Here is a 16,066-nt window from a genome sequence, read left to right as displayed (position 1 = left end):
GGAGTCGATGGGTTCCGCGCGTCAGGCGCGGAACTGGTCCATCAGGCCCTGCTGGTGGTTGGCCAGGCGGTTCAGGGCCTGGCTGACCTGGGCGGATTCCTCGGCCTGGCCGGAGAGGGATTCGGTCACGTCGCGGATGGCCGCCACGTTGCGGTTGATCTCCTCGGCCACGGCGCTCTGTTCCTCGGCGGCGCTGGCGATCTGCAGGTTCATGTCGGTGATCACGGTCACCGCGTTGCCGATCCGTTGCAGGGCGGCCACGGCCTGCTCCACCTGCTCCACGCTGCCCTGGGCCTGGCGGTGGCTGCTGTGCATCGAACCCACCACTTCGCGGGTACCGTGCTGCAGACCTTCGATCACCTGGCGGATTTCCTCCACCGAGTCCTGGGTGCGCCTGGCCAGGTTGCGCACCTCGTCGGCCACCACGGCGAAGCCCCGGCCCGCCTCACCGGCGCGGGCGGCCTCGATGGCGGCGTTGAGGGCCAGCAGGTTGGTCTGCTCGGCGATGGCGCGGATCACCTCCAGCACCGAGCCGATCTGCTCGCTGCTGTTGGCCAGGGCCTGCACTTCTTCCATGGCCGCGCTCATTTCGCTGGCCAGCTGCTCGATGGCGCTGGTGGTGCGGCCGATCACGCCGAGGCCTTCGCGGGTGGCCTGGTCGGCGCCCCGTGCGGCTTCGGCGGCCTGGGCGGCGCTGCGGGCGACGTCCTGGGCGGTGGCGCTCATTTCGTGGGAGGCGGTGGCGACCTGGTCCACTTCGCGGAACTGCTGCTGCATGCCGGCGCTGGTCTGGCTGGCGATGGCGGCGGACTGGTCGGCGGTGCCCCGGGCGTCCTGCACCGAGCGTTTGACGTCGGCGATGGTGGGCTGGAGCTTGTCGAGGAAGCGGTTGAACCAGCCGGCCAGCTCGCCGAGTTCATCCTGGCGGGCGTAGTCGAGGCGACGGGTGAGGTCGCCTTCGCCGCTGGCGATATCCCTGAGCATGCCGGCGACGCCCTGGATCGGCCGGGTCACGCCGCGCGCGGTGAGCCAGACCAGCAGCAGGCCGGCGATGGCCGCGGCGATACCGACCAGCAATTCCAGCCAGGTGCCCTGGGTGCTGCGGGCATCGAGGTCACGCTGCAGATCGAGGGCCGGCTTGAGCAAGGTCTGCATCGGCACGTCCAATAGCACCGCCCAGGGCTGAGCATCGGGAATCGGCTGTACTGGTGCCAGCACCTGTATGACCCCGTCGCTGCGCTGCTCATGGGGGAGGCCCTGGCGCTGCAGGTCGAGCAACGCCCTGGCCTGCGCCGGATAGACCTTGTCCAGCGGCTGGCCAAGTTCCCCTGCATCGCGACTGTGCCCGGCCAGGAGCCCAGCCGGGCTGAGGATGCTGATGGCCCCCTGCCCTTCGTACAGGTCTGCGTTGCCGGAAGCGGCCAGCTCCTGAAGATTGCTCAGGCTGATGTCCATGCCGACCACGGCAAGCATGCGACCCTTCTCGATCACCGGGAAGGCAAGCGTGGTGATCAGGGTCCTGGTCCCCGACGCATCGTCGAAGTATGGGTTCAGCAGGCAGGGTTTGAGGGTCTGTTTCGGGCAGTTGAACCAGGTATTGAACGGGCTGCCATCGAGCATGGGCGTAGTGTCCCGGATCATCGCCTCGGTAGGTGCCAGGCTGCTGAGTTCTCCGTCACGCTGGGCCCAGTAGGTGGAGTAGCGCCCGGCCTCATTGCTGCCCAGGTCGGCGCGGTTGGCGAACAGGGCATCCTGCCCATCGAGGGCATCCGGCTCGAACACCAGGTAGAGGCTGAGCAATTGCGGGTTGGCCTGCAGCGCGGCCTTGACCTGCTGATGCAAGTCCTGCCTCAGCAACTGGCCGTCCAGTTGCAGGTTTCGCGCCTGCTGGCGTTGCCGCAAGACCTGACGAGAGAAGTTGAGCCCGTCCTGGTAAGCCGAAAGGAAGTAGCGCTGGATGGTCAGGGCCTGCACCTTGCCCTCCCCCTCCATGCGTTCACGGGCCGAGGCTTCCAGCATCTGCGCGCTGTTGGCCTTGACCAGTTCGGTCGAAGCGCTCATGCGATAGAGGGACATGCCGATCAGCACCGCAACGATGGCCAGCAGGCAAAGGCCGGCCAGCAGAGTGATCTTCCACTGGATGGACAGTCGATCGAGAAACATGCAAAGGGTCCTGTGTACGTCGTGTCGGCGGTTGGGCGCATGCGTTGCGCGCCTTTGCGTAGCGTTGGAAAGCGCGTTCAACTGGAATCGGGATGGATCAGCGCGCGGTACTGCCCCGGTGTAGAACCGGTCCACTTCTTGAACGCCTTGTAGAAGGCGCTGGTGTCGGCGAATCCCAGCTCGAAGGCCAGTTCGCTGAAGTTGCCCTCGCCGCTGTCCAGGCGCGCGATGGCCAGGTCGCGGCGCACCTGGTCCTTGAGTCCCTGGTAGGACTGCCCTTCCAGGGACAGCTTGCGCCGCAGGGTGGAAGGCGCCATGTAGAAGTGCCCGGACAGCGCCTCCACATCGGGCCAGCGCTCCGGCTTGACGCTGCGCAGGTAGGCGCGGATGCGCACCGCGAGGCTCTGGGGATCGCGGTAGCGCACCAGGATGTTGGCCGGCAGGCCCAGCAGGAATCGCTTGAGGTCGCGGGGGCTGCGGCGGATCGGCTGGTCGAGGCAGTCGGCGTTGAACAGCAGGCGGGTCTGGGGTCGCGAGAAGCGCAGGTTGGTGCTGAACATCACCCGGTAATCCTCGATGTAGTCTGGCGCCGGGCAACGCAGGTCGACGCCGAGGATGGGCACGCGACGCCCCGCCAGCCAGCACATCAGGCCGTGGATCATCAGCCACAGGGTGAAGTAGCCGAAGGCCCGTCCAGGCGGCAGCGCCCCTTCATCGAGGACGATGTCGGCGAGTCCCTCGCGACGCTCCAGCCTGGGACTGAGGCCGTCGAACACCAGATGCAGAAAGCGCAGCGCCACCTCCAGGCCGGCGCCCACGGTGGGCTCCTTCACCGCCGCCCGGGTCATGTAGCCGAAGCTGCCGAACTTCATGCGCCGGGGGTTCATGCCGAAGAACTCGTCGTCCATGGCCTGGGCGATGCCCAGCCAGAGCTGGCCGTAGCGCTCGGAAGACACCCGGCCATAGGGTCGGGCCAGCAGGTCCAGGGGGATTCCGGCGTCCCGCAGCAGGCCGGAATCGTCGAAGCCCCGCTGGCGCAGTTCCAGCAGGGCTTCGAGGACCAGGCGGACGGAGATGGTGCCTTTTTCGGCGGACGTGCCTGTCATGGTTTCCCTGGGGCTCCGATGCGAAGAAGCGAACGGCGAAGGTCCGTAGGATAGGTTGAGCTTGCGATACCCATGCGGACGGGTCTGTTGGATATCGCTCCGCTCGGCCCGTCCTGCAGAAACCTACCGAATCGCCGTCACCTTGCCGTCCTTGGGCGGAGTCAGTTCCTCGATGCTGATCTCGCGCATGCGGAACTTCTGGATCTTGCCCGTGACCGTCATCGGGAAGGCATCCACGAAGCGGAAGTGGCGCGGCACCTTGAAGTGGGCGATGCGCTCCTTGGCCCAGGCCTTCAGCTCCTCCTCGGTGGCACTGTGACCGGGGTGGAACTTGACCCAGGCGACGATCTCCTCGCCGTACTTGCTGCAGGGAATGCCGATGACCTGCACATCCGCCACCGCCGGGTGGGTGAAGAAGAACTCCTCAAGCTCGCGCGGATAAATGTTCTCGCCGCCGCGGATGATCATGTCCTTGCTGCGGCCGACGATGCAGACATAGCCGTTCTCGTCCATGGAGGCGAGGTCGCCGGTGTGCATCCAGCGGCCGGCATCGATGGCCTCGGCCGTGGCCTGGGGGTTGTTCCAGTAGCCCAGCATCACGCTGTAGCCACGGGTGCAGAGCTCGCCGATGGTGCCACGGGGCACGATGCGGCCCTCGGCGTCGACGATCTTGCTCTCCAGGTGCGGCTGGGTCCGGCCGACGGTGGTGACCCGCAGCTCCAGCTCGTCCTCGGGGCCGGTCTGCAATGACACCGGGCTGGTCTCGGTCATGCCGTAGGCGATCTGCACCTCGCTCATGTGCATTTCCTTGATGACCCGGCGCATCACCTCGATCGGGCAGGTGGCGCCGGCCATGATGCCGGTGCGCAGGCTGGAGAGGTCGAACTCGCCACGCTGCGGATGATCCAGCTCGGCGATGAACATGGTCGGCACGCCGTAGAGCGCGGTGGCCTTTTCCTCGGCCACCGCGCGCAGGGTGGTCAGCGGGTCGAAGGCATCGCCGGGATAGATCATGGTGGACCCGTGGGTCATGCAACCCAGGTTGCCCATGACCATGCCGAAGCAGTGGTAGAGCGGCACCGGGATCACCAGCCGGTCGTGCTCGGTCAGGCCCAGGCTCTCGCCCACCATGTAGCCGTTGTTGAGGATGTTGTAGTGGCTGAGGGTCGCGCCCTTGGGGAAACCGGTGGTGCCGGAGGTGTACTGGATATTGATGGGGTCGTCGAACTGCAGCAGGGCCTGGCGCTCGGCCAGTTGCTCGGCGCTCACCTCGGCGGCGCGGCCCTGCAGCGCGCTCCAGGCGAGAAAGCCCGCCGGCGGGTTGTCCGCCAGGCTCACCACCCCGCGCAGCTCCGGCAGTTTCTCCGAGGCCAGGGTGCCGGGCTCGGCGTTCGCCAGCTCGGGCACCAGCCCTTGCAGCATGGCGTGGTAGTCGGAGGTCTTGAAGGCGTCCGCGCAGATCACCCAGCGGCAGCCGGACTGCTTCAGGGCGTACTCCAGTTCGCTGCTGCGGTAGGCCGGGTTGATGTTCACCAGGACGGCGCCGATCTTGGCGCTGGCGAACTGGGTGATGCACCACTCGGCGCAGTTGGGCGCCCAGATGCCCAGGCGATCGCCGCTTTGCAGTCCCAGGGCCAGCAGTGCGCGGGCCTGGCGGTCCACGGCTTCGGCCAGCTCCCGCCAGCTGTAGCGCAGGTTCTGGTGACGCACCACCAGCGCCTCGCGCTCGGAGAACTTGGCGACGGTGGCATCGAACGCCGCGCCGATGGTCATGGCGAGCAGGGCCTTGTCCTGTCGCCCCCGGGTGTAGCTCTGGTGATTCATGGCTGTCCCTTCTTGTCGTTGTACTGGGATCGAGTCTGGTCGGCTGGCCTCCGGGTCGGCAGGGAGGCCGGGTACGCTCGGGTCATTACCTTTACGTAAACGTAAAGCTAAATAAAGCCTGGTGTCCTGTCCAGTGACCCGTTGGTCGAATGTGGGAGCGAAATCATTGGTGAATGATTTCGCTCCCACCGGGTTTCCCGCAAGGCCTCCTGGCGCTTGCGCACTTACCTCACGAATACCTGGGTGGTGGTGATGGACATGTCACCGCCCGGCAGCTTGATGTTCTTGATCTTCTCAAGGCTGTCCGGATCGAACACCGCGATGTCGTTGAAGGTGCCGGCCAGGTACAGCTTGCTGCCCTGGGTATTGAAGGCCACGCAGTAGTAGGAGTGATCGAGGTTGGCCGCCTTGATCAGCTTCTGCTCCTTGATGTCGTACTTGGCCAGCCGATTGAGCACGCCGAACATCAGGTTCGGGTCCTTCGGCGAACGCAGGCCGGTGAAGTACAGCTCGGTGAGCGGGGCGAAGTCCTGCACGGTGCTCTTGCCGGTCTTCAGGTCGATGCTGACGTAGCCGTAGACGAAGTCGGCGGTGGCGATGTCCTGCTTTTCGTCCTTGAACTTGGCCGCGGTGTAGAGCATGGAGAACTCGTGGTACGGCGTCTGGTGCGGCCAGAAGTACAGCACGTCCGGCGGGCTGTAGTTGGGACGCTGCCAGTTGCGGCCGGCGACCGCCACCTCGTACTTGCCGGTCTGCACGTCCATCTTGTAGATGTCCGGCCCGGCGACGAACAGCGAGCCATCGTCGGCGGCGCGCATCAGGTAGACCTGGCGCGGCATCGGGAAGCTGCGTACCGGCTTGGCGTCGAGGCCGTCGCCGGTGCGGAACACCTCCAGGCGCGGCTGCTTGACCACGTAGTGATCGCTCATCATCTGGGTCGGGTTGACCGTGGTGTACAGCTCCTTGCCATCCGGGCTGAGGGCGAAGGAGAACATCGAACGCACCTTCTCCCCCGGCTTTTGCGACAGCTTGGCGTGGAAGACCGTCTTGCAGTCGTCCAGGTCGATCCCGTAGAGGTCGCCGAAGTGGTTGTTCAGCAGGTAGGCGGTCTTGTTGTCCGGCGCCATCATGGCGGTACCGGGACCGAAAGCATCCGGCAGCTTGCAGGTCTTGTAGAGGCTGTCGGTGGCCAGGTCCACCACGTGCAGGTTGTTCGGATAGTTGGTGGCGATCAGGTATTCGCTACCGGATTTCAGCGCCGGACCGGCGGTGTCGGCGGACCAGGCGGAGCTGCCCAGGGCGAGGCCGGCGACGGCGGTCGCCAGGCTGGCGATGGCTTTGAGTTTCATGCGGTTATCCCTCTTGTTCTGGTCGCCGGTCATTTGTCTTTCGGGAATACGGTGCCGAGGTTGCGCCAGTCCTGCGAGGAGTCCTGGGCATTGGCGTTCCAGTCCTGGTAGGTGCTCATCATGTCCGGCACCTGGGCGGGCCACCAGCAGGGGTCGGAGCAACCGTAGAGGTCGGCCTCCATGGGCTGGCAGAGCGAAGTCACGCCACCGAAGGCGTCCACTTCCCAACCCGGGTCGGTGGTGGCGGTGCAACCGGCCACCGCGCTCATGGCCATGACGTCCTCGATACGATCTTCGGCTGCGGCTTGTTCGAGCAGTTGCGCCTTATTGTTGAGCGGCTTCAGATGTTTCATGTCAGTGCGCCTTCCGCGGAGTGATGTAGCGGCTGATGAAGGCCGGGTTGACGGCCATGATGCGGCTGTAGACCTCGATGCCGAAGTCCACCCAGTCGCGCATCAGCTCGCAGTAGTGATAAGTGGGGTGAGTCGGGTCGCCATAGCGGGCGTAGCTCTCGTGGTAGCAGCCACCGGAGCACAGGTTGCGGATGCGGCAGCTGTCGCAGCCGGTGCCGGTCCGGTCCAGGCGCTGGGAGAGGAAGTCGTTCAGCTCGACCTGTTTCACCGCCCCATGGACATTGCCGAAGGTCGGCAGGCTGGAGCCGGTGAAGCGATGGCAGAGGTTCAGCTCGCCCTTGTGGTCCACCGCCAGCATCTTCAGCCCCGCGCCGCAGGGCAGTGCCTTCTTGTGCCCCTCGTGGATATCGGTGATCAGCTGGTGCAGGTTGGAGAAACCGATGTTCCGGTGTTCCAGCGCCGCCTCCAGGTAACGCCGCCCGAGGGCCTTCATGTTGGCGAAGACCTGTACCAGCTCCTCGCTGGTGAGGTTGAAGCTGCTGATGTCGCCGGACGTCACCGGCGCGAAGCCCACCTCGGCGAACCCCAGTTCGTTGAACAGGTGGTCCCAGATGGTTTCCACGTCGGTAACCCCGGTGGTCAGGGTCACCCGCGCGCCCACCGGGCGGCTGGTGTAGCGCGACAGCAGCATCTCGGCCTTGCGACGTACCACGTCATAGGTGCCCTGCCCGCCCACGGTGATGCGGTTGCGGTCATGCACCGTCTTCGGCCCGTCGATGCTGACCGAGAGGCCGAAGCGATGGGCGTTGAGCCAGTCGACGATCTCCTCGGTGAGCAGGGTGGCGTTGGTGGTCATGATGAACTCCACCTGCTTGCCCGCCTCGGCGAAACGCCGCTCGCAGTAAGCCACCATGTGCTCGATCAGCGGCCGGTTGGACAGCGGCTCGCCGCCGAAGAACACCACGCTGTAGCGTTCTTCATCGGGGGATTCGCGCAGCAGCATCTCCACCGAGGCCTCGGCGGTCTCGGCGCCCATCTTCTTGCCCGCCGACGGCTTGTCGAGGTCTTCCTTGTAGCAATAGGTGCAGCTCAGGTTGCAGCCGGTGTTGACGTTCAGCACCACGGTGTTGAGCGCGGTGCGCTCCACCTTCTTCAGGCCGATCTCCGGCGTCAGTGGCGAGCCATCGCTCACCACCTCCAGGGCGATCAGCTCCCGCAGGGTTTCCTGGACCTCCTGGCCGGCGAAACGCCCGCCCAGGCGGTGAACCAGCTCCTCGGGCGAGCAGCCCTGCTCACGCAGGGCGTCGATGATGCCGCCGGTCACCGCGTCGGTGGCGAACAGCGAACTGCTGGGGATGTGGAACAGCATGCGGTCGGCATCCACCCGCACTTCGTGCAGGTTGCGTTCGACCAGATTCAAGATTGCGCCCATGGCGACCTCCTGGAATTCGTCCCGATTCGTTAGGAATCCGGGCGAGGCACCCGCCCCGCCCGGGCCACGCCCATTACGGCAGCGGCGGGTTGTTCCAGCGCTGGACGGTCACGATCAGATGGCCTTCGCCCTTCTGGCCGCCCTCCTCCAGCTCGGCGATCACCTTCAGGTTGCCGGCGTTGTTGGTCATCATCTTGCGCTCCGGATTCGGGCCGGCACCGCCGGGCACGAAGACGCCGTCCTTCTGCATCACGCCTGCGAACTTCACGTCCTCGTCTTCCCTGGCGCGCTCATCGAAGGGCTCGACGGACCATTTCGCCGGCAGGTAGCCGATGCGATAGGCCTTGCCGGCCGCATCCTTGCCCCAGGCCTCGGCCTCGAAGCGGCCCTGCACCTTGGGCGTGGAGCCACCGTTGTCACCGACACGGGCGATGGAGAACGCGGGCACCACCTTCACCTCGCTGATGTCCTTGTAGACGGCGAGGTCGACGCCACCGAGCTTGCCAAGCGCCACGCCGCGCAGGCCCGGTGCGGCGTTCGCGGCCGCCTTGACCTTGACGCGGACCTGCTTCGGGGTGACTTCCAGCACCTTCACCACCTCGACGCCGGCGCCAAAGTCAGGCGTGCCGGACAGGCCGCTGCCCACCAGGGTCAGTTCGGTCTCGGCGCCCGCCTTGATAAAGGCCGGCTGCACCGCCAGGAGACGGGCATTGCCTTCCTTCGCGGCACTGAAGTCCAGGCCGCGCTCATCATGCTCGGATTCGAACATGCGACCTTTCATCTCGCCGTTCAGGGCGGCGAAGACCTGACGCAGGTTCTGCTCGCCGACCTTGACGTTGCCGCGCCACTCGTAGCCGTTGTAGAGGATGGCCGAGCCGCTGCCATTGAACGGCGTACCGTCGGCGTACTGACCCTTCACATCCACCTTGAAGGTGTCGGCGCCATCGGCGGTGACCGTCATCACACCGCGCACATCACCCTTGGCCAGCATGTGGCCGCTGAAGCTCCACTGGCCCGGCAGTGCGTCGGCCTTGGGCTTGTCCTTCTGCCAGTCCTTCCAGGCCTGGCTGTCCAGGGGGAAGCGCTTGGCCAGATCCGGCACCGTCTCCTTGAGGGCGATCTCCAGCCAGTCGCGGTCGCGGGACTGGGCCTGATATTCGAGTGAGGGCCACTGGCCGAGGTGGAAGTTGACCAGGTGTTCCCATTCCTTGGCGGGACGGCGCTGCAGGGCGACCCGGGCGCCGGAGTGGCAGCGGCCGCACATCTGGCTCAGGTGATCGTCGAACTGCTCCACCGTGTTCAGGCGGCGCTCCATGGCGTAGCGCACACCCTCGGTCTCGCTGGGGGCCAGGCCCTGCTTGTCGGCCAAGTACTTGACCAGGGTGCGGCGGTCTTCGTCGCTGATCTGGAGGCCATGCATCACCTGCATGCGGGCAATGCTCATCAGCCAGCCCTCGGGGGTCTTGCGCTGGTGACTGATGCGGCTGAAAGAATCGTTGCCCTCGGGAATATGGCAACCCACGCACTTGGACTTGAGGAGGGCTTCGCCGCCCTCCGCTGCCTGGGCCTGGCCGAACATCAGGGACGCCATGGCCAGTGCCAGGGTACCTGCGTGCTGCCGGAGTCGAGTCGTCTTCAAGGTCAGACCTCCACGGTGTTGTTCTTATGGTTTGCACCCCGTTGCAAGGCGGGTGCAGCTGTCACGGCAAATACATAATGCGTGCCATGCCGATAAAATTCCTTCTACAACAATGCTTTAGCCATAAATAACGGCGCTGGCAAGGAGGCTGGCAGTCTGCCCGGGTGTCTTGTTTCGCGACAGCCTGTTCCAGCCTGAGACGAGGTCGCACCGCCCCCCGTCAGCCTAGTCCCTGGCAGTGTTCCACGGCCGTCTCAGGCCGTCTCAAAGTGCAACAGCGGCCAACACGGCCTTTCTCCAGAAAGACCCGCAAACTTCATTGATATCAACGACTTGAACCGATTTTCCGGCATTGGCATGGCGGTTGCGAAAGGCTCGGCACAACATCAATGAACAGAGGTCCACTTCCATGTCCGCCGACCTGCCCACCCTTCCCCAGACCCGCGCCTTTCTCGACCGCAAGCTGAAGATGCTGATCGGCGCCGAATGGCAGGACGCCGCCAGCGGCGCCACCATGAGCTTCCGCAATCCGGCCAGCGGCGAGGTGCTGGGCGAGGTGCCCTCCGCTGCCGCCGAGGATGTGGACCGCGCCGTACGCGCCGCGCGCCAGGCGTTCGACGACTCAGCCTGGAGCCGCATGCGCCCCCGCGAACGACAGAACCTCTTGTGGCGCCTGGCCGACCTGATGGAGCGCGATGCCCGCGAACTGGCCGAGCTCGAGTGCCTGAACAATGGCAAGAGCGCCGCCGTGGCCCAGGTGATGGACGTGCAGCTGGCCATCGACTTCCTCCGCTACATGGCGGGCTGGGCCACCAAGATCGAAGGTTCCAGCGTCGACGTCTCCATGCCACTCATGCCCAATGACGAGTTTCACGGCTACATCCGCCGTGAAGCGGTGGGCGTCGTCGGTGCCATCGTCGCCTGGAACTTCCCCCTGCTGCTGGCCTGCTGGAAGCTCGGCCCGGCGCTCGCCACCGGCTGTACCGTGGTGCTCAAGCCCGCCGACGAAACCCCGCTGACCGCCCTGAAACTGGCGGAGCTGGTTCTGGAGGCAGGCTACCCGGCGGGCGTGTTCAACCTGGTCACCGGCACCGGGCTCAACGCCGGCGTCGCCCTCACCCGCCATCCGGGTGTCGACAAGCTGACCTTCACCGGCTCCACCGAGGTGGGCAAGCAGATCGGCAAGGCCGCCATGGACAACATGACCCGCGTGACCCTGGAGCTGGGCGGCAAGTCGCCCACCATCGTCATGGCCGATGCCGACCTGCAGGAGGCCGCCGCCGGCGCCGCCACCGCCATCTTCTTCAACCAGGGCCAGGTCTGCTGCGCCGGCTCGCGGCTCTACGTCCATCGCAAGCACTTCGACAAGGTGGTGGCCGACATCGCCGGCATCGCCAACGGCATGAAACTCGGCAACGGCCTGGACCCCAGCGTGCAGATGGGCCCGCTGATCTCCGCCAAGCAGCAGGACCGCGTCACCGGCTACATCAACCTCGGCCGCGAACTGGGCGCCACCATCGCCTGTGGCGGCGAAGGCTTCGGCCCCGGCTACTTCGTCAAGCCCACGGTGATCGTCGACGTGGACCAGAAACACCGCCTGGTTCAGGAGGAGATCTTCGGCCCGGTGCTGGTGGCGATGCCCTTCGACGACATCGACGACGCCGTGCGCATGGCCAACGACAACCCCTACGGCCTGGGCGCCAGCATCTGGTCCAACGACCTTTCGGCCGTCCACCGCATGGTGCCGCGCATCAAGTCCGGCTCCGTCTGGGTCAACTGCCACAGCGCCCTCGACCCGGCCCTGCCCTTCGGTGGCTACAAGCTCTCCGGCGTCGGCCGCGAGATGGGTGCCGCTGCCATCGAGCACTACACCGAGCTGAAGTCGGTGTTGATCAGGCTCTGAGCGTCGTTCGCCTGTAGACATCATGGATTGACCTGCCCCACCTCGAAAGCGCGGGTTATGTTTTCGGGGTGGAAACACCTCCAACACAGAGCCGCATCGAGGGGGACAGGTCATGAACGAGTTTAACCAGGTCTATGTAGGTTTGGACGTTCACCAGGCGACGATTGCTGTCGCGGTGGCACGGCCGGGGCGCGGTGAGCCGGACTATCACGGCACCATCGAGAACCGCGACAGCGCGCTGCGCAAACTGCTCAAGCAGCTGAGCCGGCAGGGCGAGGCGTTGAGCTTCTGCTACGAGGCCGGCCCCTGCGGCTACGGCCTTTACCGTGAGCTGACAGCGCTGGGCCATGGTTGCGTGGTGGTGGCGCCCTCGCTGATTCCGCGCAAGGCGGGCGAGCGGTTGAAAACCGACCGTCGGGACGCCCTGATGTTGGCGCGCCTGCATCGGGCGGGCGAGCTGACGGCGGTGTGGGTGCCGGATCAGGAGCAGGAAGCGATCCGCGACTTGACGCGCGCCCGGGAGGACATGAAGTCCCTGGAACTGAAGTGCCGGCAACGCCTGGGCGCGTTCTTGCTGCGTCATGGGCACGTCTATGCCGGTAAAAGTCGCTGGACCCAGGCCCATTTCCACTGGTTGGCGAGCGTGAAACTTGACTCGCCGGTGCAGCAGATCGTCCTGCAGGAGTACCTCGACACCGTTAAATCGATGCAACGGCGGGTGGCCGATCTGGAAGCGCAAATGCACGAAGCGCTGGCCGGCTGGTCGCTGGGTACGGTGGCGCAAGCCCTGATGGCGTTGCGCGGGGTGAGCCTGATCACGGCGATGACGGTGTTGGCGGAGTTGGGCGACCTCAGTCGCTTCGACTCGCCGCGCGAGCTGATGGCCTACCTGGGACTGGTTCCCAGCGAGCACTCCAGCGGTGGCTCACGCCGCCAGGGCCGCATTACCCGCACGGGCAATGGCCATGTCCGGCGGGTGCTGGTGGAAGCGGGGTGGAACTACCGTTTCCCGGCACGCAAGACACGCGTCATCGAGGCGCGCGCGGCGAAGACCTCGGCGGTGGTTCAGGCCATCGCCTGGCACGCGCAGATGCGCTTGTGTGGTCGTTATCGAGCGCTGCTGGCGGCGGGCAAGCTCAAGCAGCAGGTCACCACCGCCATCGCCCGGGAGCTGGCGGGATTCATCTGGGCCATCGCCTGCGCGGTGGCGGGCAAGGCACACGGCAGTAAGGCCGTGGCATGAACCCGCAGCAGTGGCTTCGGTTCAGGGGGTGGAGGGCCGGTGAGGAGAACCCCTGGCGCTCCTATGTGGCGTCCTCTGCGAGGAGGACAGACCCACGACCGTAGAGAAGGGCAGCTCCGCGACGAAGTGAAGTCAGGTCGGTAACCAACCCACGTATATCAGAGTGATCCACCGTCGCCTAATCGCCCTCCACCCCCTGAACCGAAGCCACTGGCGGAGAAGAACAAAACGAAAGAATAGACCCAGAGTTGACAGGTCAATCCATATCAGGAGCGAGCTCGCTCGCGAACCGCCCAGCCCGCGTCATTCGCCGGCAAGCCGGCTCCTACAGGCCTCCCGCCCCTGTAGGAGCGAGCTCGCTCGCGAACCGCCAGCCCCCCGTCATTCGCCGGCAAGCCGGCTCCTACAGGCCTCCCGTTCCTGTAGGAGCGAGCTCGCTCGCGAACCGCCCAGCCCCCGTCATTCGCCGGCGAGCCGGCTCCTACAGGCCTCCCGTTCCTGTAGGAGCGAGCTCGCTCGCGAACCGCCCAGCCCGCGTCGTTCGCCGGCAAGCCGGCTCCTACAGGCCTCCCGCCCTGTAGGAGCGAGCTCGCTCGCGAACCGCCCAGCTCGCGTCATTCGCTGGCGAGCCGGCTCCTACGGGCCTCCCGTTCCTGTAGGAGCGAGCTCGCTAGCGAACCGCCCAGCCCGCATCGTTCGCCGGCAAGCCGGCTCCTGCGCGCGGGTGGCCGGACTAGATCGCCGGGTCCCAACGCTGGGACCAGTCGGTGTCCTGCTCGACGATCTCCCGCAGCAGCGCGAAGGCTTGCTGCAGGGCCGGGACGTCCCGCTCGCGGGAGTAGATGAGGTAGGTGGGGTAACTGAACTCCGGGGCCTTGGGCACCCGTCGGAGCACCTTGCGGTCCAGGTAGTGCTGGACCACCCGGGTGCGGAAGTAGCCGGAGCCGCCGTACTCCAGGATGTACTGCAGCGCCAGCGGCCCCAGGTTGAACGCGACCGGTGCCTTGGCGTGCTCCGGCAGCGCGCGGTCGTGCTGGCGGCGGAAGGTCTCGCCCCAGTCGATGTAGACGTAGGGCTCCGCCTTGCGGGCGCGCACCAGGATCAGCTTCTCCTCCAGCAACTGCTCCACCTGCATCCCAGGCCAGTAGTTCGGTTGGTACACCAGCGCCGCGTCCAGGGTCCCCTGCTCCAGCTTGCGCAACAAGGTCTGGCCGTCGGCGACCTCCGCGCGCACGGCGTGGTCGCCGATGACCTCGCGGATGCGCCCGACCCAGCGCAGCATCAACGGATTGCACAGGCTCACCTCGCCACCGATGTGCAACACGTTGTGGTAGCCGTCCGGCATGGGCAGTTCACGCTGGGCCGCCTCCCAGGTCTGCAGGATCTGGTTGGCGAAAGGCACGAAGGCCTCGCCGTCGGGCGTCAGCCGGGCGCCGGCGCGGTTGCGCACGAAGAGCGTCGCGTTGAGGTGGCTCTCCAGCTTCTGGATACGGGCGGTGACCGCGGTCTGGGTCAGGTGCAGCCGCTCGGCGGCGGAGACGAAACTGCCGTGGCGAACGACTTCGAGAAAGGTGCGGGTCAGGTCGATGTCCATGGGGGCCTGCGTTCAGGGGGCGCGGCGTCCAGCCGGTGCCGCGTCCATCGTAAAGGAGTCGATGAGAGGATCAGCCCAGGTGCGCCAGCAGGTCGCGGTGCAGCGCCACGATCAGGTCCGTCTGGGTGATGACGCCCACCAGTGCGCCATTCTCCATCACCGGGAGACAGTGTAGGCCCCGGTCCGATAGCAGCGGAATCAGGTCCACCGCGTGGGTGTCCGCCTCCACGGTGCGCACCGGCCGGCTCATCAGTTGCCCGAGCAGGCGTTCCCGGCGAGGGCCGAAGCCGAATCCCAGGCGCCGCGCCCGGGCGATGCGCACCGGTCCCACCAGGTCGCTGAGGCTGACGATGCCCACCAGCCGCCCCGCGGCATCGAGGATCGGCAGGGCCTTGAGGTGATGCCGGCGCAACAGCCGCAGCCCACTGGCCACCGGCATCTCCGGCGTGCCACAGACCAGGTCGCGGGCCATCATGTCGCGGGCGCGGATGTCCGCCATGCCGCGCCGCAAGGCGTGACGTTCGGTGCTGCGGACGATCACCTCCAGGTCCTCGCGGGTGATGTCGACGAACTCGCCGACCTCCTCCAGCGCCCGATCCAGGTCCTGCGCCACGATGCCAAGCCGTTCGCTGGGCGGCGCGTCGCGCGTCAGGTGGTCGTCCGCCTCGCGGTTGTGGACGCGGGGATAACGCACCCGGGTCAGGTTGTTGTAGAGCAGCGCCGTCGCCAGCAGGCTGCCGGCGCCGGCCAGGGCCAGCCCGATGGGATACCAGACCGGAGCCTTCAGCGCCGGCGCGGCCAGCACCATGCAGAAGGCCACCGCCCCGCCCGGTGGATGCAGGCAGCGCAACGGGCACATCAGCAGCAGGCTCAGCGCCAGCGCCAGGCTGGCCTGGGCCAGCCCCGCACCGAGGGTATGACTGACCAGCACCGCCACGGCCGAGGCGCAGAGGTAGCTGCCGACCAGGGACCAGGGTTGCGCCAGCGCCCCGGAGGACACGGCGAACACCAGGACCGCCGAGGCCGCCAGCGGGCCGGCGAAGGACAGCACCGCCTCCCCGCCGAAGAGCAGGCCGCACAACCAGGTGCTGATGAAGTAGCCGAGCCCCGTGCCGAAGGCGGCGCGCAGCCATTCGCGGGGACGGGTATGGGGGGCTTCGGGCAGGAAAGCGGCGAACCAATGCCGCAGGTAGTGCTTGAAAGTCATGATGTTCCGGCAGTCAGGAAGGGCCCCTCGACCTGCGAGGAACCCGGCAAGGCGCCCATGGGCACCCGGGAGCATTTATTTTTTTGTAGGGATCAGGCGTCGAAACGGCGGACGATCCCGCAGTTGCAGGAGTCGGCCGCGTCGAAGGGAATCGCGGTGGTCATTGGGGTTCCATCTCGGTTCGGATTGCAGGACGCTCCCCCTGCCGCCCCGGGAGGACGGATGACGGCAGTCGTGGCCGAAGGCCGTGGGG

The 16,066-nt window shown here is 66.3% G+C and carries 11 protein-coding genes; 2 read left to right on the top strand and 9 right to left on the bottom strand.

The window, feature by feature from the left end; translation table 11 throughout:
* Positions 1-21 precede the first annotated feature (21 nt).
* From KF707C_RS12790 to peaA, 7 genes are all read right to left on the bottom strand, one after another.
* A complete protein-coding gene (locus KF707C_RS12790; RefSeq protein ID WP_096368028.1) occupies positions 22-2,163 on the bottom strand; it encodes a methyl-accepting chemotaxis protein in 2,142 nt (713 codons plus the stop codon).
* A gap of 77 nt (positions 2,164-2,240) precedes the next feature.
* Entirely contained in the window at positions 2,241-3,269 is a 1,029-nt protein-coding gene (locus KF707C_RS12785) for an AraC family transcriptional regulator (RefSeq protein WP_003448224.1), read from the bottom strand.
* A gap of 123 nt (positions 3,270-3,392) precedes the next feature.
* Positions 3,393-5,093, bottom strand: a complete 1,701-nt coding sequence (locus tag KF707C_RS12780; RefSeq protein WP_003448222.1) for an AMP-binding protein — start codon at positions 5,091-5,093, stop codon at positions 3,393-3,395.
* 224 nt (positions 5,094-5,317) lie between these two features.
* On the bottom strand, positions 5,318-6,442 hold the full coding sequence (peaD, locus tag KF707C_RS12775) for a quinohemoprotein amine dehydrogenase subunit beta (protein WP_036990854.1): 1,125 nt from the start codon (positions 6,440-6,442) through the stop codon (positions 5,318-5,320).
* 29 nt (positions 6,443-6,471) lie between these two features.
* Positions 6,472-6,795: a quinohemoprotein amine dehydrogenase subunit gamma gene (gene qhpC / locus KF707C_RS12770; RefSeq protein WP_003448219.1), complete on the bottom strand. Its 324-nt coding sequence runs from the start codon at positions 6,793-6,795 to the stop codon at positions 6,472-6,474.
* A gap of 1 nt (position 6,796) precedes the next feature.
* Positions 6,797-8,227, bottom strand: coding sequence for a quinohemoprotein amine dehydrogenase maturation protein (gene peaB / locus KF707C_RS12765; protein WP_003448218.1), 1,431 nt, complete (start codon positions 8,225-8,227; stop codon positions 6,797-6,799).
* Between the two features lie 73 nt (positions 8,228-8,300).
* Complete coding sequence (gene peaA, locus KF707C_RS12760; RefSeq protein ID WP_036990849.1) at positions 8,301-9,866, bottom strand: quinohemoprotein amine dehydrogenase subunit alpha; 1,566 nt, start codon at positions 9,864-9,866, stop codon at positions 8,301-8,303.
* Positions 9,867-10,275: 409 nt separating this feature from the next.
* Here peaA and KF707C_RS12755 point away from each other — a divergent pair, with 409 nt between their 5' ends.
* Together KF707C_RS12755 and KF707C_RS12750 are read left to right on the top strand one after the other, a co-directional pair.
* On the top strand, positions 10,276-11,769 hold the full coding sequence (locus KF707C_RS12755; protein ID WP_003448216.1) for an aldehyde dehydrogenase family protein: 1,494 nt from the start codon (positions 10,276-10,278) through the stop codon (positions 11,767-11,769).
* Positions 11,770-11,881: 112 nt separating this feature from the next.
* Positions 11,882-13,012 carry an IS110 family RNA-guided transposase gene (locus KF707C_RS12750; RefSeq protein ID WP_096368012.1) on the top strand — a complete coding sequence of 377 codons (1,131 nt, stop codon included), beginning with the start codon at positions 11,882-11,884 and terminating at the stop codon, positions 13,010-13,012.
* A 733-nt stretch (positions 13,013-13,745) separates the two neighbouring features.
* Here KF707C_RS12750 and KF707C_RS12745 read toward each other — a convergent pair.
* Both KF707C_RS12745 and KF707C_RS12740 read right to left on the bottom strand, forming a co-directional pair.
* On the bottom strand, positions 13,746-14,606 hold the full coding sequence (locus KF707C_RS12745) for a LysR family transcriptional regulator (protein WP_003447997.1): 861 nt from the start codon (positions 14,604-14,606) through the stop codon (positions 13,746-13,748).
* A gap of 70 nt (positions 14,607-14,676) precedes the next feature.
* Positions 14,677-15,813 carry an HPP family protein gene (locus KF707C_RS12740; RefSeq protein WP_003447986.1) on the bottom strand — a complete coding sequence of 379 codons (1,137 nt, stop codon included), beginning with the start codon at positions 15,811-15,813 and terminating at the stop codon, positions 14,677-14,679.
* Positions 15,814-16,066: the final 253 nt, after the last annotated feature.

Origin of the sequence: Pseudomonas furukawaii, from assembly GCF_002355475.1 — a bacterium.
GTDB lineage: Bacteria > Pseudomonadota > Gammaproteobacteria > Pseudomonadales > Pseudomonadaceae > Metapseudomonas > Metapseudomonas furukawaii.
This window is presented reverse-complemented; position numbering and strand designations above follow the sequence as displayed.